General features: G+C 39.6%; 12 protein-coding genes and 1 tRNA gene. 3 read left to right on the top strand and 10 right to left on the bottom strand.

All coding sequences use genetic code 11. The features are described 5' to 3' along the window. Positions 1-107: 107 nt before the first annotated feature. A complete protein-coding gene (locus IV512_RS13955) occupies positions 108-2294 on the bottom strand; it encodes a glutamine synthetase III (protein ID WP_209404399.1) in 2187 nt (728 codons plus the stop codon). A gap of 215 nt (positions 2295-2509) precedes the next feature. Between IV512_RS13955 and IV512_RS13950 the strand changes: the two genes are divergently transcribed. Continuing rightward, the gene (locus IV512_RS13950; protein WP_209404397.1) at positions 2510-3526 is read left to right on the top strand and encodes a glutamine synthetase beta-grasp domain-containing protein; all 1017 of its coding nucleotides are present in this window, start codon (positions 2510-2512) and stop codon (positions 3524-3526) included. Positions 3527-3575: 49 nt separating this feature from the next. Here the strand turns inward: IV512_RS13950 and IV512_RS13945 are convergent, their stop codons facing one another. Both IV512_RS13945 and IV512_RS13940 read right to left on the bottom strand, forming a co-directional pair. After that, positions 3576-3809: a hypothetical protein gene (locus IV512_RS13945; protein ID WP_209404395.1), complete on the bottom strand. Its 234-nt coding sequence runs from the start codon at positions 3807-3809 to the stop codon at positions 3576-3578. Positions 3810-3983: 174 nt separating this feature from the next. Further along, the gene (locus IV512_RS13940) at positions 3984-4925 is read right to left on the bottom strand and encodes a calcium/sodium antiporter (protein ID WP_209404393.1); all 942 of its coding nucleotides are present in this window, start codon (positions 4923-4925) and stop codon (positions 3984-3986) included. Positions 4926-5509: 584 nt separating this feature from the next. Here IV512_RS13940 and IV512_RS13935 point away from each other — a divergent pair. After that, positions 5510-5662: an SsrA-binding protein gene (locus IV512_RS13935; RefSeq protein ID WP_209404391.1), complete on the top strand. Its 153-nt coding sequence runs from the start codon at positions 5510-5512 to the stop codon at positions 5660-5662. Between the two features lie 27 nt (positions 5663-5689). On the opposite strand, the gene IV512_RS13930 is transcribed toward IV512_RS13935, so the two are convergent. After that, positions 5690-6202 carry an adenine phosphoribosyltransferase gene (locus IV512_RS13930; protein WP_209404389.1) on the bottom strand — a complete coding sequence of 171 codons (513 nt, stop codon included), beginning with the start codon at positions 6200-6202 and terminating at the stop codon, positions 5690-5692. A 61-nt stretch (positions 6203-6263) separates the two neighbouring features. On the opposite strand from IV512_RS13930, the gene IV512_RS13925 reads away from it, so the two are divergent. Beyond that, positions 6264-6337, top strand: a tRNA-Arg gene (locus tag IV512_RS13925). A gap of 242 nt (positions 6338-6579) precedes the next feature. On the opposite strand, the gene IV512_RS13920 is transcribed toward IV512_RS13925, so the two are convergent. The 6 genes from IV512_RS13920 to IV512_RS13895 form a co-directional block, all read right to left on the bottom strand. Further along, complete coding sequence (locus IV512_RS13920; RefSeq protein WP_209404387.1) at positions 6580-8511, bottom strand: glycoside hydrolase family 97 protein; 1932 nt, start codon at positions 8509-8511, stop codon at positions 6580-6582. Between the two features lie 5 nt (positions 8512-8516). After that, a complete protein-coding gene (locus tag IV512_RS13915) occupies positions 8517-10106 on the bottom strand; it encodes a sulfatase (protein ID WP_245224825.1) in 1590 nt (529 codons plus the stop codon). A 156-nt stretch (positions 10107-10262) separates the two neighbouring features. Then, complete coding sequence (locus IV512_RS13910) at positions 10263-11810, bottom strand: sialate O-acetylesterase (protein WP_209404383.1); 1548 nt, start codon at positions 11808-11810, stop codon at positions 10263-10265. Between the two features lie 24 nt (positions 11811-11834). Continuing rightward, on the bottom strand, positions 11835-13370 hold the full coding sequence (locus IV512_RS13905) for a glycoside hydrolase (RefSeq protein WP_209404381.1): 1536 nt from the start codon (positions 13368-13370) through the stop codon (positions 11835-11837). A gap of 26 nt (positions 13371-13396) precedes the next feature. Further along, complete coding sequence (locus IV512_RS13900) at positions 13397-14989, bottom strand: arylsulfatase (protein WP_209404379.1); 1593 nt, start codon at positions 14987-14989, stop codon at positions 13397-13399. A gap of 20 nt (positions 14990-15009) precedes the next feature. After that, positions 15010-16422 carry an arylsulfatase gene (locus tag IV512_RS13895; protein WP_245224823.1) on the bottom strand — a complete coding sequence of 471 codons (1413 nt, stop codon included), beginning with the start codon at positions 16420-16422 and terminating at the stop codon, positions 15010-15012. Between the last annotated feature and the right edge of the window lie 48 nt (positions 16423-16470).

Below are 16470 nucleotides of genomic sequence, written 5' to 3'. Positions count from 1 at the left end.
GGTTTGCCGCAAAAATAAGGTATTCAATTCATAAAGCTCACCTCATTGAGCAAACTTTATACAGGCAAAATATTAATAACAAGATATCTGTAACAAAGGCTTCTTAATTATTTGATAAAGAGAATTTCTCTATACTTGGTCAAAGGCCACAAACGATCATCGACCAACGTTTCTAACCTATCACAATATTCACGCATATCGTCGAAATACGGCTTTACGTTATCACAGAAAGCTAGAGCTTTTTTATTGGTGTCAGTTTGTTTTTCAGCTTTGGCACTTGCGGTAGACATTGCATCTGTTTTCTTTTTCAGCTCTACAATGTTCTCACCAATTTGTTCAATTATACTTGATGTGGCATCGGAAAGGCTGGTATGTGCCGCCCCATAAATTTCCTTTAACCCCAATACGTTTTGGATCAATAAACTTTGATACTCGACCGCCGCAGGAATAACCTGATTATAGACAAGCTCACTTAATACCCGGCCTTCTATCTGAAGGTGCATGATATATGTTTCCAACTCGACCTCTTGCCTAGCTTTTATCTCCGTTTCACTAAGAACACCGGTAGCCTGAAAGAGGGCTATACTTTCTTTCGATGTTAATATTTGTAGTGCCTGCGGCGTATTTTTATTATTGCTAAGTTTTCTACGTTTGGCCTCTTTCTCCCAAGTATCACTATAACCATCACCGTCAAATCTAATTCGCTTAGATGTCTTGATGTATTCCCTTAGAACATTGAATACGGCTTCATCTTTTTTAAGGCTCTTCTTATCGATTAGCGTATCTACCTCTTTCTTAAAATCTCTGAGCTGTTTAGCGACAATGGTATTAAGAATTGTCATAGGCTTGGCACAATTCGTTTTTGCCCCTACGCCTCGCATTTCAAATTTGTTTCCGGTAAATGCAAAGGGTGAAGTTCTATTACGATCTGTATTGTCTAACAGTATTTCAGGAATCTTGCCTACGACGTTCAACTTGAGTTCCGTTTTTTCTTCTGGGGACAATTTTCCTTTGGTAACCCCCTCCAACTCGTCAAGAACGTTACTTAATTGTGTGCCAATGAATATAGAAAAAATTGCAGGTGGCGCTTCGTTCGCCCCTAACCTATGATCATTACTCGCCGAAGCTATCGAAGAACGCAACAATTCTTCATAATTATCTACGGCCTTGATCGTATTAATAAAAAAGGTAAGAAATTGGAGGTTCTTCATGGGCGTTGAACCCGGACTCAACAGATTAACCCCCGTATCGGTAGTTAACGACCAGTTATTATGCTTTCCCGACCCATTGATGCCGGCAAATGGTTTTTCATGAAACAACACCTTGAAGTTATGCTTGACGGCAATCTTTTCCATAACATCCATCAACAAGAGATTATGGTCTACCGCTAAATTCGCTTCTTCGAAAACCGGAGCCAACTCAAACTGATTGGGTGCAACCTCATTATGCCTGGTTTTCACAGGAATACCCAAGAGCAAGCATTCTTTTTCCAAATCTTTCATAAATGCTATTGCCCGATTAGGTATGACACCGAAATAATGATCATCTAACTGCTGCCCTTTAGCAGCGGCGTTACCTATCAAAGTTCTTCCCGTAAGACTTATATCGGTTCGTGAATTTGCCAATGCCCTATCCACCAAAAAATACTCCTGCTCCCAACCCAAGGTCGCATTAACTTTCGCGACATTCTTATCGAAATATTTTGCTACGCCCGTTGCCGCTTCATCTACTGCGTGCAAAGCTCGAAGCAATGGAGTTTTATTATCTAAGGCCTCACCGGTATATGACACGAATATTGTCGGTATACAGAGTGTCGCACCATAGATAAAAGCGGGGCTTGTAGGATCCCATGCGGTGTAGCCCCTCGCTTCAAAAGTATTTCGAATGCCACCACTGGGAAAGCTTGAAGCATCTGGTTCTTGCTGAACCAATTGTGCACCACCAAATTTCTCTAAAGCCTGACCGCTCGGTAACAAATCAAAGAATGCATCGTGTTTTTCCGCAGTTGCCCCTGTCAGCGGTTGAAACCAATGGGTATAATGGGTAGCCCCCATTGAAATAGCCCAACCTTTCATCGCCTCGGCCACCTGATCTGCAACCTTACGATTGATTTTCGAACCCGAAAAAATAGCATTTCGAACACTCTCCAAAGCGTCTTTGGTAAGACATTGCAGCATGCGGTAATCATTAAAGACATGGGCCGCATAAACATCTGAACTTCTACTTATTGGATCTACTTCTATCGGACTTCTTTTCTGACTCTCTGAAATGGCATCAAATCGTTGTCTTGACATGCTTCGGCGTTTATATTGGGCGCAAAAATAGTGATTAAGGATTTAATAATAAAAGAAGTATTTAATCCATATATTTCAAAATACCCCCGTTAGAAAAGGGGTATCCTGAATTATATTCATTTTTTAGATATTTCCCCCCTGTAAAAATAGGATATCTCATCAAAAAACATATTTTTGTTAGTCTGAAAATTTAAAAAATTTAACTTCCTTTAATTATGAGCAAAACAAAATTGGAGTACATCTGGTTAGATGGATATTTCCCAACGCAGAACATGCGAAGCAAAACCAAAGTCGTTAATGATTTTGGAGGAACCTTGGAAGACTGCCCAATGTGGTCTTTTGACGGAAGTTCAACAAGACAAGCAGAAGGTGGATCTTCAGATTGTTTGTTAAAGCCAGTTGCTATTTATCCTGACCCAGCACGTAAAGATGCTTTTATCGTAATGACAGAGGTCATGAATGCCGACGGTACCCCTCATGTATCAAATGGTAGATCTACCATTGATGATGATGATAATGACTTCTGGTTCGGTTTTGAACAAGAGTATTTTATTATGGACTCGGCGACAGACCTTCCTTTGGGCTTCCCAAGAGGTGGGTACCCAGCTCCACAAGGTATGTACTACTGTTCGGTGGGTGGTAAAAATACACATGGTAGAGAACTCGTAGAAGAACACGCTGATTTGTGTATCGCTGCAGGTCTTAACTTTGAAGGAATCAATCAAGAAGTTGCTTCTGGACAATGGGAATTTCAATTGTTCGCCAAGGGCGCCAAAAAAGCCGGTGATGAAATATGGGTCGCTAGGTATCTTTTAGATAGATTGACCGAGCAATATGGCTACTATATCGAATACCACCCAAAACCATTAGGAAAAGATATGGACTGGAACGGTTCTGGTATGCACGCCAACTTCTCTAACTCTACGCTAAGAACCTGTGGTGATAAAGCAACTTACGAGAAGATTTGTGAAGCTTTCCGTCCAGTAGTTAAGGAACACATAGCCGTATACGGTGAGTTTAACGATCAACGTTTGACCGGTGATCACGAGACAGCTTCTATTAACGACTTTAGCTATGGTATTTCTGACCGAGGAGCTTCAATACGTATACCGATTATTACTGTTGAGCAAGGCTGGAAAGGATGGTTAGAAGACAGAAGACCTGCTTCAAACGGTGATCCTTATAAAATTGCAGGTAGAATCGTTAAAACTGTCAAATCGGCGGACGTTTAATGGTTTTATTTATCATAAATTAATTGTTGAAATAATTAGAGTGCCCCGATCAATGATCGGGGCACTCTTCGTTTAATACCTGATCTTGACTATTAATTTCTGACGCCCAAATCTTTGTAGCAGTTAAGGCTTCTCCGGTGGAATCGACAAATACCCTGCCAGCATCGGCACCATAGAACATATAATCAAAACCATAGCTTAGGGAATAAAAACCCAGAAAGTTTTTGAATAGTAAAAAATCTCTTTTCTCGTAACCTAGTGATGGGAAGACGAAAACCTCCATCCCTATTCGTAATTACGCTCTTAGCTTTACCCATTATTCGAACTGTTACAAATTCGCCAATTTGGCTGTCGTAAACCCTACCCCATAGAAATTCACTTTCTTGGGCAAAGATGTCAAGACAGGCACCGAATAGAAGTGACGGTAAAAAAAAATAACGTACACATTTCAAATTGGTTAAACACCAATGGTAAGGTACACAAAGGCTAGATAAATTGCCAAAAGAATTATACCGTCTCGCCAACCTAATCGCAGCCCTTTGGGAAAGAATACTAAGGGTAATACTAGAAAGGAAATTCCCAGCATCCAGAAAATATCATTCTCGATCAAGCCTTGATCCATAACCGTTATCGGGGTTATAATTGAAGTTATACCCAATACTGCCAAAATGTTGAATACATTCGAACCAACAAGATTACCTAAAGAAATAGCTTTTTCCTTTTTGATAACCGCTATAATAGACGCCGCAAGTTCAGGCACACTTGTACCGACAGATACAACGGTAACACCAATCACCCGTTCACTAACGCCATAACTCTTAGCAAGACCTACTGCGCCATTGATTAAAAATTCCGATCCACCCCATAAGGCAACACCACCCAAACCCAATAAAAGCATGGTCTTATAAAGTGGCAACGGCATATCATCTTCAGGCAGCTCATCTACTACGGCCTGCTTCTGAAATCGCAATAGATATACAAGAAACAAAATCAAAAACACTACCATTATAACTCCCTCATAGAAGGAGAGAACCCCGTCAAAATAGATAAAACCAAAAAATACAAGAGAAGCAAGCATCATTACAGGCCAATCAGTAGTATAGAAACTTTTATTGACATCGATACTGCCCAGAATTACAGTTACACCCAACACCAGACCCAAGTTCGCAATGTTGGAACCTACCACATTGCCCAAGGTTAAATCGGGAAAACCATCCAAAGCCGACTTTATACTTACGATCAATTCAGGAGCCGAAGTAGCAAATGAAACAACGGTCATACCGATCACTATTTTCGGAATATTCAATCGTATGGAAAGTGCAACTGCCGATTTAAGTAGCCAATTGCCCCCGGCAATCAATAGTGTTAGACCGAGAATAATATAAAGAATATTTTGCATGGAATAGTTAATGGCGACAGGAGCAAAGATACTTCAAGAATTACAACTAATGCTCTAGACACTTTCCCAAAAATCTCTTTTCAAATTTATCTTTCAGGAAACGAAATTGGTCAAAAACACAATTCTATGCATGAATTAGCCCTACGTTTTTAAAATATGGCCTCTAACACCCCTTCAAATGTGACAATTCATAACTCTACATGTATTTTAAATACATAAATGAAACACTATTTAAGCAACTTGAAGACAATTTAAAATAAAAAGCATTTAATAACTTACAATATCGTACTCAGTTACAATAAAAAAGCGTCAATCATTAGGACTATACTATTCCATTTATTTATCTTGAAAAGACAATCGATTGAGGAGTACTATTTACTCATCCTTCAAGTGAAGGCTAACCTGAAAACTTTTTGAACCAATGATCACAATTGCTAAAATACTATTGTTATTACTTATATCGATGATCATGATCGTTTTATAACCTTGACCCTTCTATATTGGCCATATATAACAAAAGACCGCCACTAAGGCGGTCTTTTATTACTTGCTTCTAAGTGTTTATATTTGTCTAAACAGCAAAGATGAAAAAAGGTTTTTTTAAAGTTTTAGCAAAATTAAATAAAGTACTCCTCCCTTCTTATAGCCAGAAGGGTTTGAATCTTGCCAAAGCCTCAAAATTGCAAATGGCAATAATTGGTTGGCGTTATTTTGTAACTACAAGAGCGCTGGACTGACCCAAAATCAGAAGTGGAAAAACCTAATCAATAATGTAACAAAGACCGAACTTCGTAATCTATCAGCTTTTCTTTGCCCTTTAAGAAATCAAGTTCAATCAGAAAATTACACTGTACAATTTCACCCCCTAAACGCTCAATCAATTCACAGGCAGCACTAGCAGTACCTCCAGTAGCCAAAACATCATCGTGTACCAGCACTTTTTCTCCCTTTTGAATGGCATCTTTATGTATTTCTAAAGTGTCTGAGCCATATTCCAGCGAATACGTTTGTGCTATTTTTTGAGCTGGTAATTTTCCTGGTTTTCTTATCGGCACAAATCCTGCATTTAATTTGCTTGCCAATAACGGAGCAAAGAAAAACCCACGACTTTCCATACCCACTACTTTATCTATTTTCACATCACCTACAAGATTTAAAAGCGCTTCGATTGCTTCTCGCATGGCTTTCGCATCCTTCAACAATGGGGTAATATCTTTAAAGACAACACCTTCGGATGGAAAATTCATGATATCTCTGACATACAATTTTAAATCCATATTTTTCGTCATCAATTTTGCTGTAAATGTAAAAAGAAATATATTTGCACCCCATAAAAACGGCCTCGTGGCGCAACTGAATAGCGCACTTGATTACGGCTCAAGAGGTTACAGGTTTGAATCCTGTCGAGGTCACTAACAAATCTATAAAGGTTTATTAAAAAGCAAGCTACTACTATAGCTTGCTTTTATTTTTTTAAGAAGTTTAGTTTTCTCCTGTCCATATTCAGCGAAAAGCCACAACGGGATGAAACAGTTTTTCTCAAATCATAAGATAACACACCATCTTAAGAAAAACCCTTGCAAATTAGTGCCTTTGCAAGGGTTTGAAGGTTTTAAACCATTTTTTGGGATTGCTTACAACGGTTTATTATTAATTAGTGCGGCCTTATCCACATACTATGTCCGCCACCGGGAGCCATAACCGCCTTCACCACATCACCTTTGTTTACCTTGCCAGCACGCACTTGGTACGCTTCCGGATTGGTCTTACAGTGGGTTTCCGGCGTATCTTCGTAAAAAGTTATGTCATATTCCAAATCAGAATCCAAAAAGTCTAGTTTAATTTCTAGAGCACCTCCCTTCTGATTATAAACACTACCCACGAACCACTCTTGATCATGACGACGTGCCGTGGTTATATAGGTATCTATTTTTGAATGGACGATGCGGCTTTCATCCCATTTCCCGACAGGCATTTTTTGAATAAACTCGAACAGATCAGACTTTGCTTCATAGACTTCCGGTGCATCGGGAATACATACCAAACCACTATAGATTATAAGGGTTCGAGCCATTTCAGAGGATACCGTAAAGAAATATGAGTTCTTTTCTCGCGGACCTTTCTCTCGTAATCCAGCATTGATTCCGGTCAAATCAAAATTACCATTGTTCATATCCAAAGGACCGGTAATGGCGTTGATCAAGGCCATTTTAATGAACGATTCAGGAGTAAACGCGCGTCGCGAATCTTGTTGTGCATGGCAGTATTCTCGTGTGATGGCATTGGGGTAAGTGCGACTTATTCCCGTAAACGGAACCGGCCCATCGTGAAAATCGATTAACAGCTTATTTTCTGCACTTTTTTGAATGGCCGAACGTGTAAAATCCACATCATTTCCCATAAAACCGTATTTGATTCCCTTCATTTCTAAAGAACGGTAATATTCAAAAAGTTCATCGTCACCGTATTCGCCGTGCCTTCTGTCGTAGTAAAGCATCAGCTTCACTTTTTTATCTTCCGCATAATCAATGACCTCTTGCAGATTGAGCTTATCAGACATCTCAAAATGCCCTTTCGTAACCTCTTTGTACCATGAATCATCTATCAAAAAGTACTCAATACCTTTATCCTCTGCAAAGTCGATAAAGCGTTTATAGCTTTCGGTATTTATACCGTAAACAAAACCATCTGGTGCCGTATATCCGTGAACGCGCCAATCCCAAAGAGTTTTTCCCGGTTTTATCCAATCGGTATTTTTAAGTTGAGAAGGCGTTGCTAAATTCAAGGGTACGGTATTCATTACCAAGTCGCCATGGTCATCACCCAATAGAATTATGCGCCAAGGACTTTTCCAAGCCTCCTCTGACAGCTCTACTCTATTCACTGATACGATTTGGTTTTTCTGCTCGCCGACCTCGAGTTTCATAGATTGAATACCAGTTGCCGAATACAAATCGGATTCTAACAGGGCCACATACGAACCATTTTGTTGTTCGGAAACTAAGGGTACATTTATTTTTCGCTTCTTTTCCTTTTTCTGAAGTGTTTCGTTCAGCTCAGAAAATTCAAGGGGACCCAAAGGTTCGGTTTCACCCATAGGAAAAAAGTACATATCTCCTTCAAACAAGTTATATTCACAATTGAAAAATGCCTCTTTTGGTTTGTCACCTTCCGCTAGAACGAAGCGAAATGCCACCCCATCGTTGTAAGCCCTTGCCATAAGGTTCCCCGGGATGCCATTGATCTCAAGATTTAAATCAAGCTCTCTATAGTAGTCTCGAATATGGCTTTGTTGCCCCCATACGGGTTTCCACGAAGTATCTTTTTCTATTTCAGAGACTTCTAACACGGTAACCTTGGCATCAGGAAATATGCCAAGCGACGAAAGCCTTATCCTTTCTTGGTCTTTCGAACTAATGCTATATTTCAATGAGTGATTAATCAATTCAATATGAACGGATAGATTACCACCTGGCGAAGTGAGCTGGTAATGATTTAATTTCCCTTTGCAAGAGCTAACAGCTATTAAAACTGCAATAAATAGAAACGTTCGAGTCATGACCATAGTGAGTTTTAATTCTTTCATTTTCTTTAATCTAGGGTGGTCATACTGCCCCACCAATCAGCGTTGGGTTTAAAATCTTTAGATAAAATTTCTAATCGTTGTCTTTCAAGGGCAGGCATTTTTTCATATCTCATTTTATGCAGAAAAGCCCGAGCTGCCGATTCACTGTATGCGGGGTCAGGCGTTGCATACTTGGCGCCTACCTCTGTCAAATACCCAAACAGTTCTGTTTCTAATTGTTCGACCTTGTCAAGATTTTCCTTTGACAGATTGGTTGTTTCGCCCAAATCTTTCTTTAAGTCGTATAATTCTTTTCGTCCGTCTTCGTGGTAATAAATAAGTTTAAAATCGCCTCGCCGAATGATTGAAGATGGTTCTCCTCCTTGGTTTCCGTAATGGGGAAAATGCCAAATCAAAGATCGTTCCGGTAGGTTTGCTCCTTTCACAAGTGGAAGCAGGCTTATACCATCTTTATGTTCATCAGGTAGTTTTTCGACCCCTGCCAAGTCTAATAAAGTAGGATAAAAATCAGCGCCGCATACGGGGTAATCAATCTTTTCGCCTCCTTTAGAAAGTCCAGGTACTTTTATGAAATAAGGTTCTCGAATACCACCTTCGAATTGATAGCCCTTACCGGCCCGTAAAGGTTTATTACTGGTAGAAAAATTATCACCTGCTGCTACACCTCCATTATCCGAGGTGAATACAATTATGGTGTTCTTCTCTAGCCCCAATTCATCTAGTGCATTGAGAACTTTACCAACACCCTCGTCCATTTGTTCAACCAAACCTGCATAGACTGGGTTGTCCTGAGTTTGACGAATCGGCAAAAACTTTCCCATTTCATAAGCCGATTCAGCCACACCTTGTTTTACCGCCTTATCACGATATTTTTTCCATTTATCCTGGGAAGTCTGAATGGGAGAATGCACCGCATAAAAAGAGAGAAAGGCAAAAAATGGCTTACCCGTTTTGTGAGGATTATTGTTCTGAATAAAGGCTACGGTTTCCTCTGCCAATCTATGCGAAAGGTTTTCACCATCTTTTTTATTCTCTAAATTCGGATTTTGGTAAGGGGAAAAAAAACCTCCTCGAGGTCCACCGGAAGTCCACCCGCCCACATTAATGTCAAAACCATGATCTTCAGGCCAAGAACCTTTATCCCCTAGATGCCATTTTCCTGCAAAAAATGTTTGATATCCAACCTTTTTCAAGGCTTCGGGAAGTGTTATATACTCATGCCGCAAATGATGGGTATATTCAGCGGGAAGCAGTTTTGTAAACCTATTTCGCTTGCGCCACGCTTCACCTGAAGGGGAACCAATATGGACCGTAATATCATGTCGGGCCGTAAATTTGCCTGTCATAATAGTAGCTCGTGAAGGGCTACAGACCCTACTTGCGGCGTACCCATTGGTAAAGATTGTACCCTCATTGGCAATTCTATCAATATGCGGCGTCTCGTAGAAAGTACTTCCCATGCAGCTCAAATCGGTATAACCCAAATCATCGGCGAGTATAAATAGAATATTGGGGGCATTCGTAGCGCCCATATTTTGGCAGAATACTCCTAGGGTAAAATGTAAAAGAAATAGGAAAAGTAATTTTCTGAACATCATTGTTTCACTTGGTTATTTAGCTCATTATTAAATCTCTCTTATCAACCGGTTAAAAAAATTTCAGTATTTTGAAACCAAACCAAAAAACTACCATTTAGGGTATTACTTTGCCCGTTCCGGTTACCAGAAGTACATCAATAAATTTAATCCTATTTAGAACTCGATATCATTTTCATCTGTTCGGAATGGATATGCCGGCAAGTTGGCTTCGTTGACCAAATTAACTACAGGTTTGCCAGCAAAGGCGTATCGAACATATTTAGGTTTTTTGATATTTCTGGCTTGAAGCGCTACAGAGGTTCCTATAATTTTAGCATTCGCTTTTTTCCAGTTAATCTCATTAGCGGAAATCCAGAAACCTTGAGGACTATTACCATCTGTTGTTTTTAAATATTCGGCATTCTTAAAATGAACGACCAACCTATTATTTTTTATTTCGACATTTTCAAACTTTGGTCCGTCGGCCACAATAGGCTCATTTAAGGTGTACTTTCTTGCTAACAACGCCAGTCGCTGCCCTATGGGCAATTTATCTTTAGGATGAATATTCTTCGCATCTCCTAAATCGATGGTATTGGCAATATTTGCATGGGCTAATTCCAACACTTTCATTTGTGATTCACGCATCCATGCCCAAGAAGGTTCCGTAGGACTTTCGAAATCGATTTTAGGTTTTCGGTGGATGCCTTTTCCATACCCAGGTAACATTACAATCGAAAAGTGCATCTGATCGTTTTGCCATAAATCCCTATAATTTTGAATCCACAACTTTAAAACTTCCCCATATTCCTTCATACCTATCACCCTATGAAACCAATTTTCATCATCAACTTCCGGTACACCCGATAAATATCGGGTATTACGCTCTCCTTGGTACCACACTAAGCCTCTACAGGCATAGGGTGCTATAGGTTTCATCATGGCATTGAACAAAATATTGGGCTGCCGCCTCATGAAAATATCTTCCTTATTAGTCCAACCTTCTTTGCTATTTAAAGCTTTTTTGATTCTTGCTTTCGTTATAGTGTCGGCATCGAAGTCTCGCATCAACTCTTTAAAATAGGGTAGTTCATCTTCCATTTTTCGCGGCATCCAAGCCTCAAGAGATGAACTGCCCCATGAAGTATGTATAATGCCTATAGGTATGTCGGTGACATCTTCCAGAAAATAGGCAAACCCAAAAGCTACGGCACTTTTGGGTGGTACCGCCTGCCAGTTGCCTATAACGTTCTCTTCTTCCTTAAAAGAAACGGTTCTCTTAACCTCAAAACTCCGTATGTTTTTTGTCTCAAGAAGCAAGGCTTCTAATTCTGGTACTTGAGCGGTTGCAAATTGCATGTTGGACTGCCCTGAGCAAATCCATACTTCTCCTACCACCACATCTTTAAAAACTATTTTAGAGCTTCCCATTATGGTCATGACCAAAGACTCTTTGGCAGCTTTTAAAGGAGCTAGTTCAACTTTCCACTTCCCCTCTGAATCACTCGTAGTGAAAGCGGTCTCTCCATTTAATGTTACCGTAATACTCTCATTTGGTTTAGCAGCGCCCCAAACAGGAATTGGCACGTCTCGCTGAAGAACCATATGATCAGAAAATATGGCTGCTGGCTTGAGCTCTTGACCAAGACATATGCTGTAAGTTACAAGTGCCAGCACACTAACAGCAAGTAATTTTATTTTAGATGTATTTTTCTCAAGCATATATTTCTTCTTATAATCTAGCTACTACTCCTTTTGAAAAACCAATGTGGTAATCGAACGAGGATTTAAGGTTATAGCCTTATTCTCGGTCATCTCATTGTTGACCAAACTTAGATTGGTTTTCTTATCGGTTACGAATTTTTCAAAATTCTTCATAGGCATACCATTTATTTTTGGACTTACCTTGATGTGTTCCTTCTTCTGATTGACAAGAACCATGGCAATACTGCCATCTTGATTCTTATAAGCAGAAATAAGCACCCCGTTTTTTAAATTATTTAAACTATTGTTATCAGGATAATGTACTTTTATTCTTTTGGCGTACGGTCTAACAAATCTTGAATAATTGCCGAATCCCCATAGTAGTTTAGAATCGTACATAGCTCCATCAGCCACATTCTTATCATGGTAAATTAGACCATCTTTAAAATCATAGGGACTCATAGCCAGCCACCAATGCCAAGCACTGGCATTGGCAATGGTAAGATCTGCATGAATTAAACGTGCCACATATAGGGCGGTAGCCATACCTAAATCTCTACCTTTACCCTTTATCTCTTCATTATTTTCTAGAATACAATACTCGCTCATCCAATATTCCAATGAGAGATATTTATCAAGCTTCTCCTTTATTTTAAGACGTTCGTTTTTTAATTTTTCGATATCCCACGTAGTGAAATAACTATGCGCAGCTACTTTGGGCGCCAATGATTTTAACTTTCCAATGTAGTGTGGACTATCAGGATTGTAGAACACTTCAATTTGATTGCTTCTGTTGGCGAATTTCTTCTTCCTTCCTGTTAAATAATCTATTGCACCTGCTTCCGTTATCTCTAGTTGGGTGTTCAGCTTTCGCTTCAAGAAAACAGAATCTATCACTTTAGTGGCGCTGGCCAATTCATTATTGTTCCAAGGTGAGCCTTCTTGTCCACCTTTCCACTCCCATTGGGGCTCATTGAACGGGCTTAAATACTTAAATTTAATATCTAGACTATCGCTAAAGTGCTGAACTACATTTGCTAGAAAATTGGCATAATCTCTATAGTTCTCTTTTGGTAAATTAGACTGCAATCCATCAGTTGAATGTGCCCGATTATTTCTAGTTAGTTGAACAGGTGGACTATTAACAAACGCAATAAATTGAGTTACACCCCTAAGCTTAGCGGCTTGTAAAAACCACTGCTGCCCTTGTTGTTTGGTCCAATCATAGGTATCATCATCGTTCAAAAACCCCTCTGCCCTTCTCCACTGATCTTTAATTCCGCTTGTGTCTTGCTTTGCGCTGCCTGCACCTATATTAAAACGCCAAGCGCTGAGGCCTATACCTAAGGGGGAACCAAGTGAATCGGCTTTCATACTGAACAACCAATCTGCCATTTGGGTTCTTTTCTCATTCGGCCAAAGACCTGTAAATTGAGCGGCCCAAGCATCGGAAGCTGCAAAATTGTGTATAGTTTGATATTCTTCAGAGCAATCTACCTCAACCTCTAACACAGTTTCTTGACCAATTACAGATATAGAATCGAATACTAGAAGAATAATTAGAAGTATCTGTTTCATCGACTTGAAGTTTTTTGAATCATCTATTATTCAGCTGAAATTTTCATCACACTACCTTGGTTTGTAAAAAGACCGTTATACAGATCGTTCTCACAAGCCATTAACAATTGTTCTTTTAGGTTCTGCAGTTTTTGCGGATGTTGTTTACTTAAATCATTTTCTTCTTTAAAGTCTTCTGGCAGATAAAACAACTCAAAGAAATTTTCTTTTAAATCTGTTCTTATCTTCCAACCGTCATTAGTTATCAAGGCGGGGCCGGTGTATGACGAGTAAACCACCGTACGGTACTCTTTCTTATGTCTCTTACCGACCAGTTCATCGTAAAAAGAAAGACCATCAACAGTAACTTTTCCTTTAAAGCCAGTTATCTCTACCAATGTCGGCAGCAAATCGTAATTGGCAATGAGTTTATTACTCACGCTACCTCTTTTTAACCTTTTAGGCCACCTTACGATTAACGGCACCTGTATGCCCCCTTGTAAATTACTTCTTTTTAAACCTGCACGCCCCCCATTGCCGTTAAAAACATCACCTGACAAATGACTGTAATACTTGTGCTTTAGATTGTCAAAAAGCTCTCCGGTAGAGCTGTTGGAATATGGCTTTGTAATTCTCCCTTCTTGGGCATAATAAATCTCGTGACCGTTATCAGCAGTAAAAATGATAATGGTATTATCATCTATACCGAGTTGCTTTACTTTGAGCATCAATTGACCTACATTGTCATCTAACATTTTTACCATGGAGGCATATTCCTTTTCGATGGGTGTTAGACGATCATCGTTCACGAAATCTGGGTGTACCTCTGGAATCGCCACCGGACCATGCGGTAATTGCGTTGGAAAATAAAGGAAAAAAGGCTCGTTTTTATTTTTCTCAATAAACTCGAAGGCCTTGTTCATAAACAAGTTTTGAGAATATTGAATCTTTCCCTCCCTATTGTTTCGTTTCTCTCTATTTTCAATGCTCTCAGGTTCGCCAGACTTTCCACAATTGGCCAAAGTGTTTCCCTCTATCGGAACTAAATTTCCATTTTCGAATAAAAAAGGAGGGTAAAAACCATGGGCCCTAACATGATCTAAATAACCATAATAGTAATCCCAACCATGTCTTTTCATTTGCAGGTCGGTAGCTGAAAAGCCCCATTCCAATTTACCTATTTGGCCCGTTCTGTAGCCCGTTTCTTGTGCTATTTGCCCCAAAAAAACCTGGTCTGCAGAAATTGGGGAAAAGGCTTCATCAATTTTCCCCTCAATTTGGTCTTTGTTTAATTCTTGTGTACTTATTTTCTTGTAAATTCCCCCAGGTGTAATCTCAAAGGCTTTCGAGTGACAATCGTGAAGACCTGTAATTAAAGAGGCTCTTGCTGGGGCGCACAACATATTGGAGTAAGCATTGTTAAACCGAACTCCCTCTTCGGCCAATTGATTAATATATGGCGTTTCAATAATTTGCTGTCCCTCATGACCTAACAGACCTATACCAAGGTCATCTGCGTAAATCAAAATGATGTTAGGTCGGTTTCCGGTGTCAGAATCAGTACGTTTTGATTGAGCATAGACCGATAGTGAGAATCCAAAGAGAAGAATGGCAAGAAACTTTACGGCCAATCTGTACATTTTACTACAATTATTTAAAATCAATTAAAATTATAAATTTCAGAAGGGTCGTGGGCTTCTTCGATTATTTTCATTATTTGCGCGACAATTTTTGAATTTTCCTTAGAGACATCAGTTGTCTCACCTTTGTCATTAGCGAGATTATACAATTCTAAAGCCGCATTGGGACCCTTTTTAACATCATACCTTATCCCTTTCCAATCCCCCATTCTAACGGCTTGACGGCCTTTCTTTTCATAGAACTCCCAATACAGGTATTCGTGTTTTTGCTGTAGGTTTTCATTACCTAAAAGTGTTGGAAGCAAAGATATCCCATCAATATCTTTGGGTTTTTCTGTACCAATGATTTCGGCACAAGTAGGTAAAATATCCCAAAAGGCGGAAATATGATCGGTTTTACTACCAGCTTTAATTTTCTTTGGCCAAGAGGCAATCATAGGCACATGAATACCCCCTTCATAAAGGTCTCTCTTGACACCTTTAAATGGACCGTTGCTATTAAAAAATTCGGGATCAGCACCGCCTTCTTTATGTGGGCCATTGTCGGATGTGAAGATTATTAAGGTATTTTCGGCAATTTTAAGCTTTTCGAGTTTTTCCACAATTTCACCCACTTGCTCATCTAAAAGTGTTATCATGGCCGCAAATGCGGCATGTGGGTTTTCTTGTGAAGCATAGGGGCCCTTGCGAAATCTTGGGCCATCATCAACCCCAATATAAGGTGTTTCCGTACCAAACTTACCTCTGAACTTTTTCATATACCTTTCTGGGGCCACGAGCTCAGCATGAGGCAAAATGCTGGGATAATAAAGAAAAAAAGCATTGTCTTTATTGATATCAATAAATTCCATTGCCTTTTTATGAATTAGTTCGGGAGCATATTGACCCATTTTCGTGCCTTTGTTCGCTGTCAGCTCTATTTTACTATCGTTGTCCCAAAGAAAATAGGGATAGTAATTGTGAGCCAAAGACTGGTTATTAAATCCATAGAAACGATCAAAACCCTGCTGCAAGGGATCACCTTCAGAACCGACTTTGCCAAGTCCCCATTTACCAAAGGCCCCAGTGGTGTACCCTTTTGCCTTAAGTATTTCAGCCAAGGTCAAACTTTCATTTGGCAAAGCAATGGCATTATTACCCCTTATTGGGGTGTGCCCCGTGTGTTGCCCTGTCATTAGAACAGACCTCGAGGGCGCACAAACCGTAGACCCCGAGTAATGCTGGGTAAAAATCATTCCCTTCTGGGCTAGTTGATCAATATGGGGTGTGTCAAATTTGGTTTGCCCCAAACAGCTTAAGTCTCCGTAACCTAAATCATCCGCCAAAATGTAAATAACATTGGGGTTATTTGGGTTTTGGTTTCTTTTCTGCCCAAAAGCGCTCAAGTATGTTGAAATTATAAAAACGTATAACAGTATTCTTCTGACCTTCATAGACATTAACATTTACAGTTTTCAATTTTCGTTAGCTTCTTCGATTAA

The organism is Pseudozobellia sp. WGM2 (assembly GCF_017810075.1).
In the GTDB taxonomy this organism is placed as follows: domain Bacteria; phylum Bacteroidota; class Bacteroidia; order Flavobacteriales; family Flavobacteriaceae; genus JADNYK01.
The sequence above is the reverse complement of the archived record's forward strand: the minus strand, read 5'-3'. Positions and strand labels throughout refer to the sequence as shown.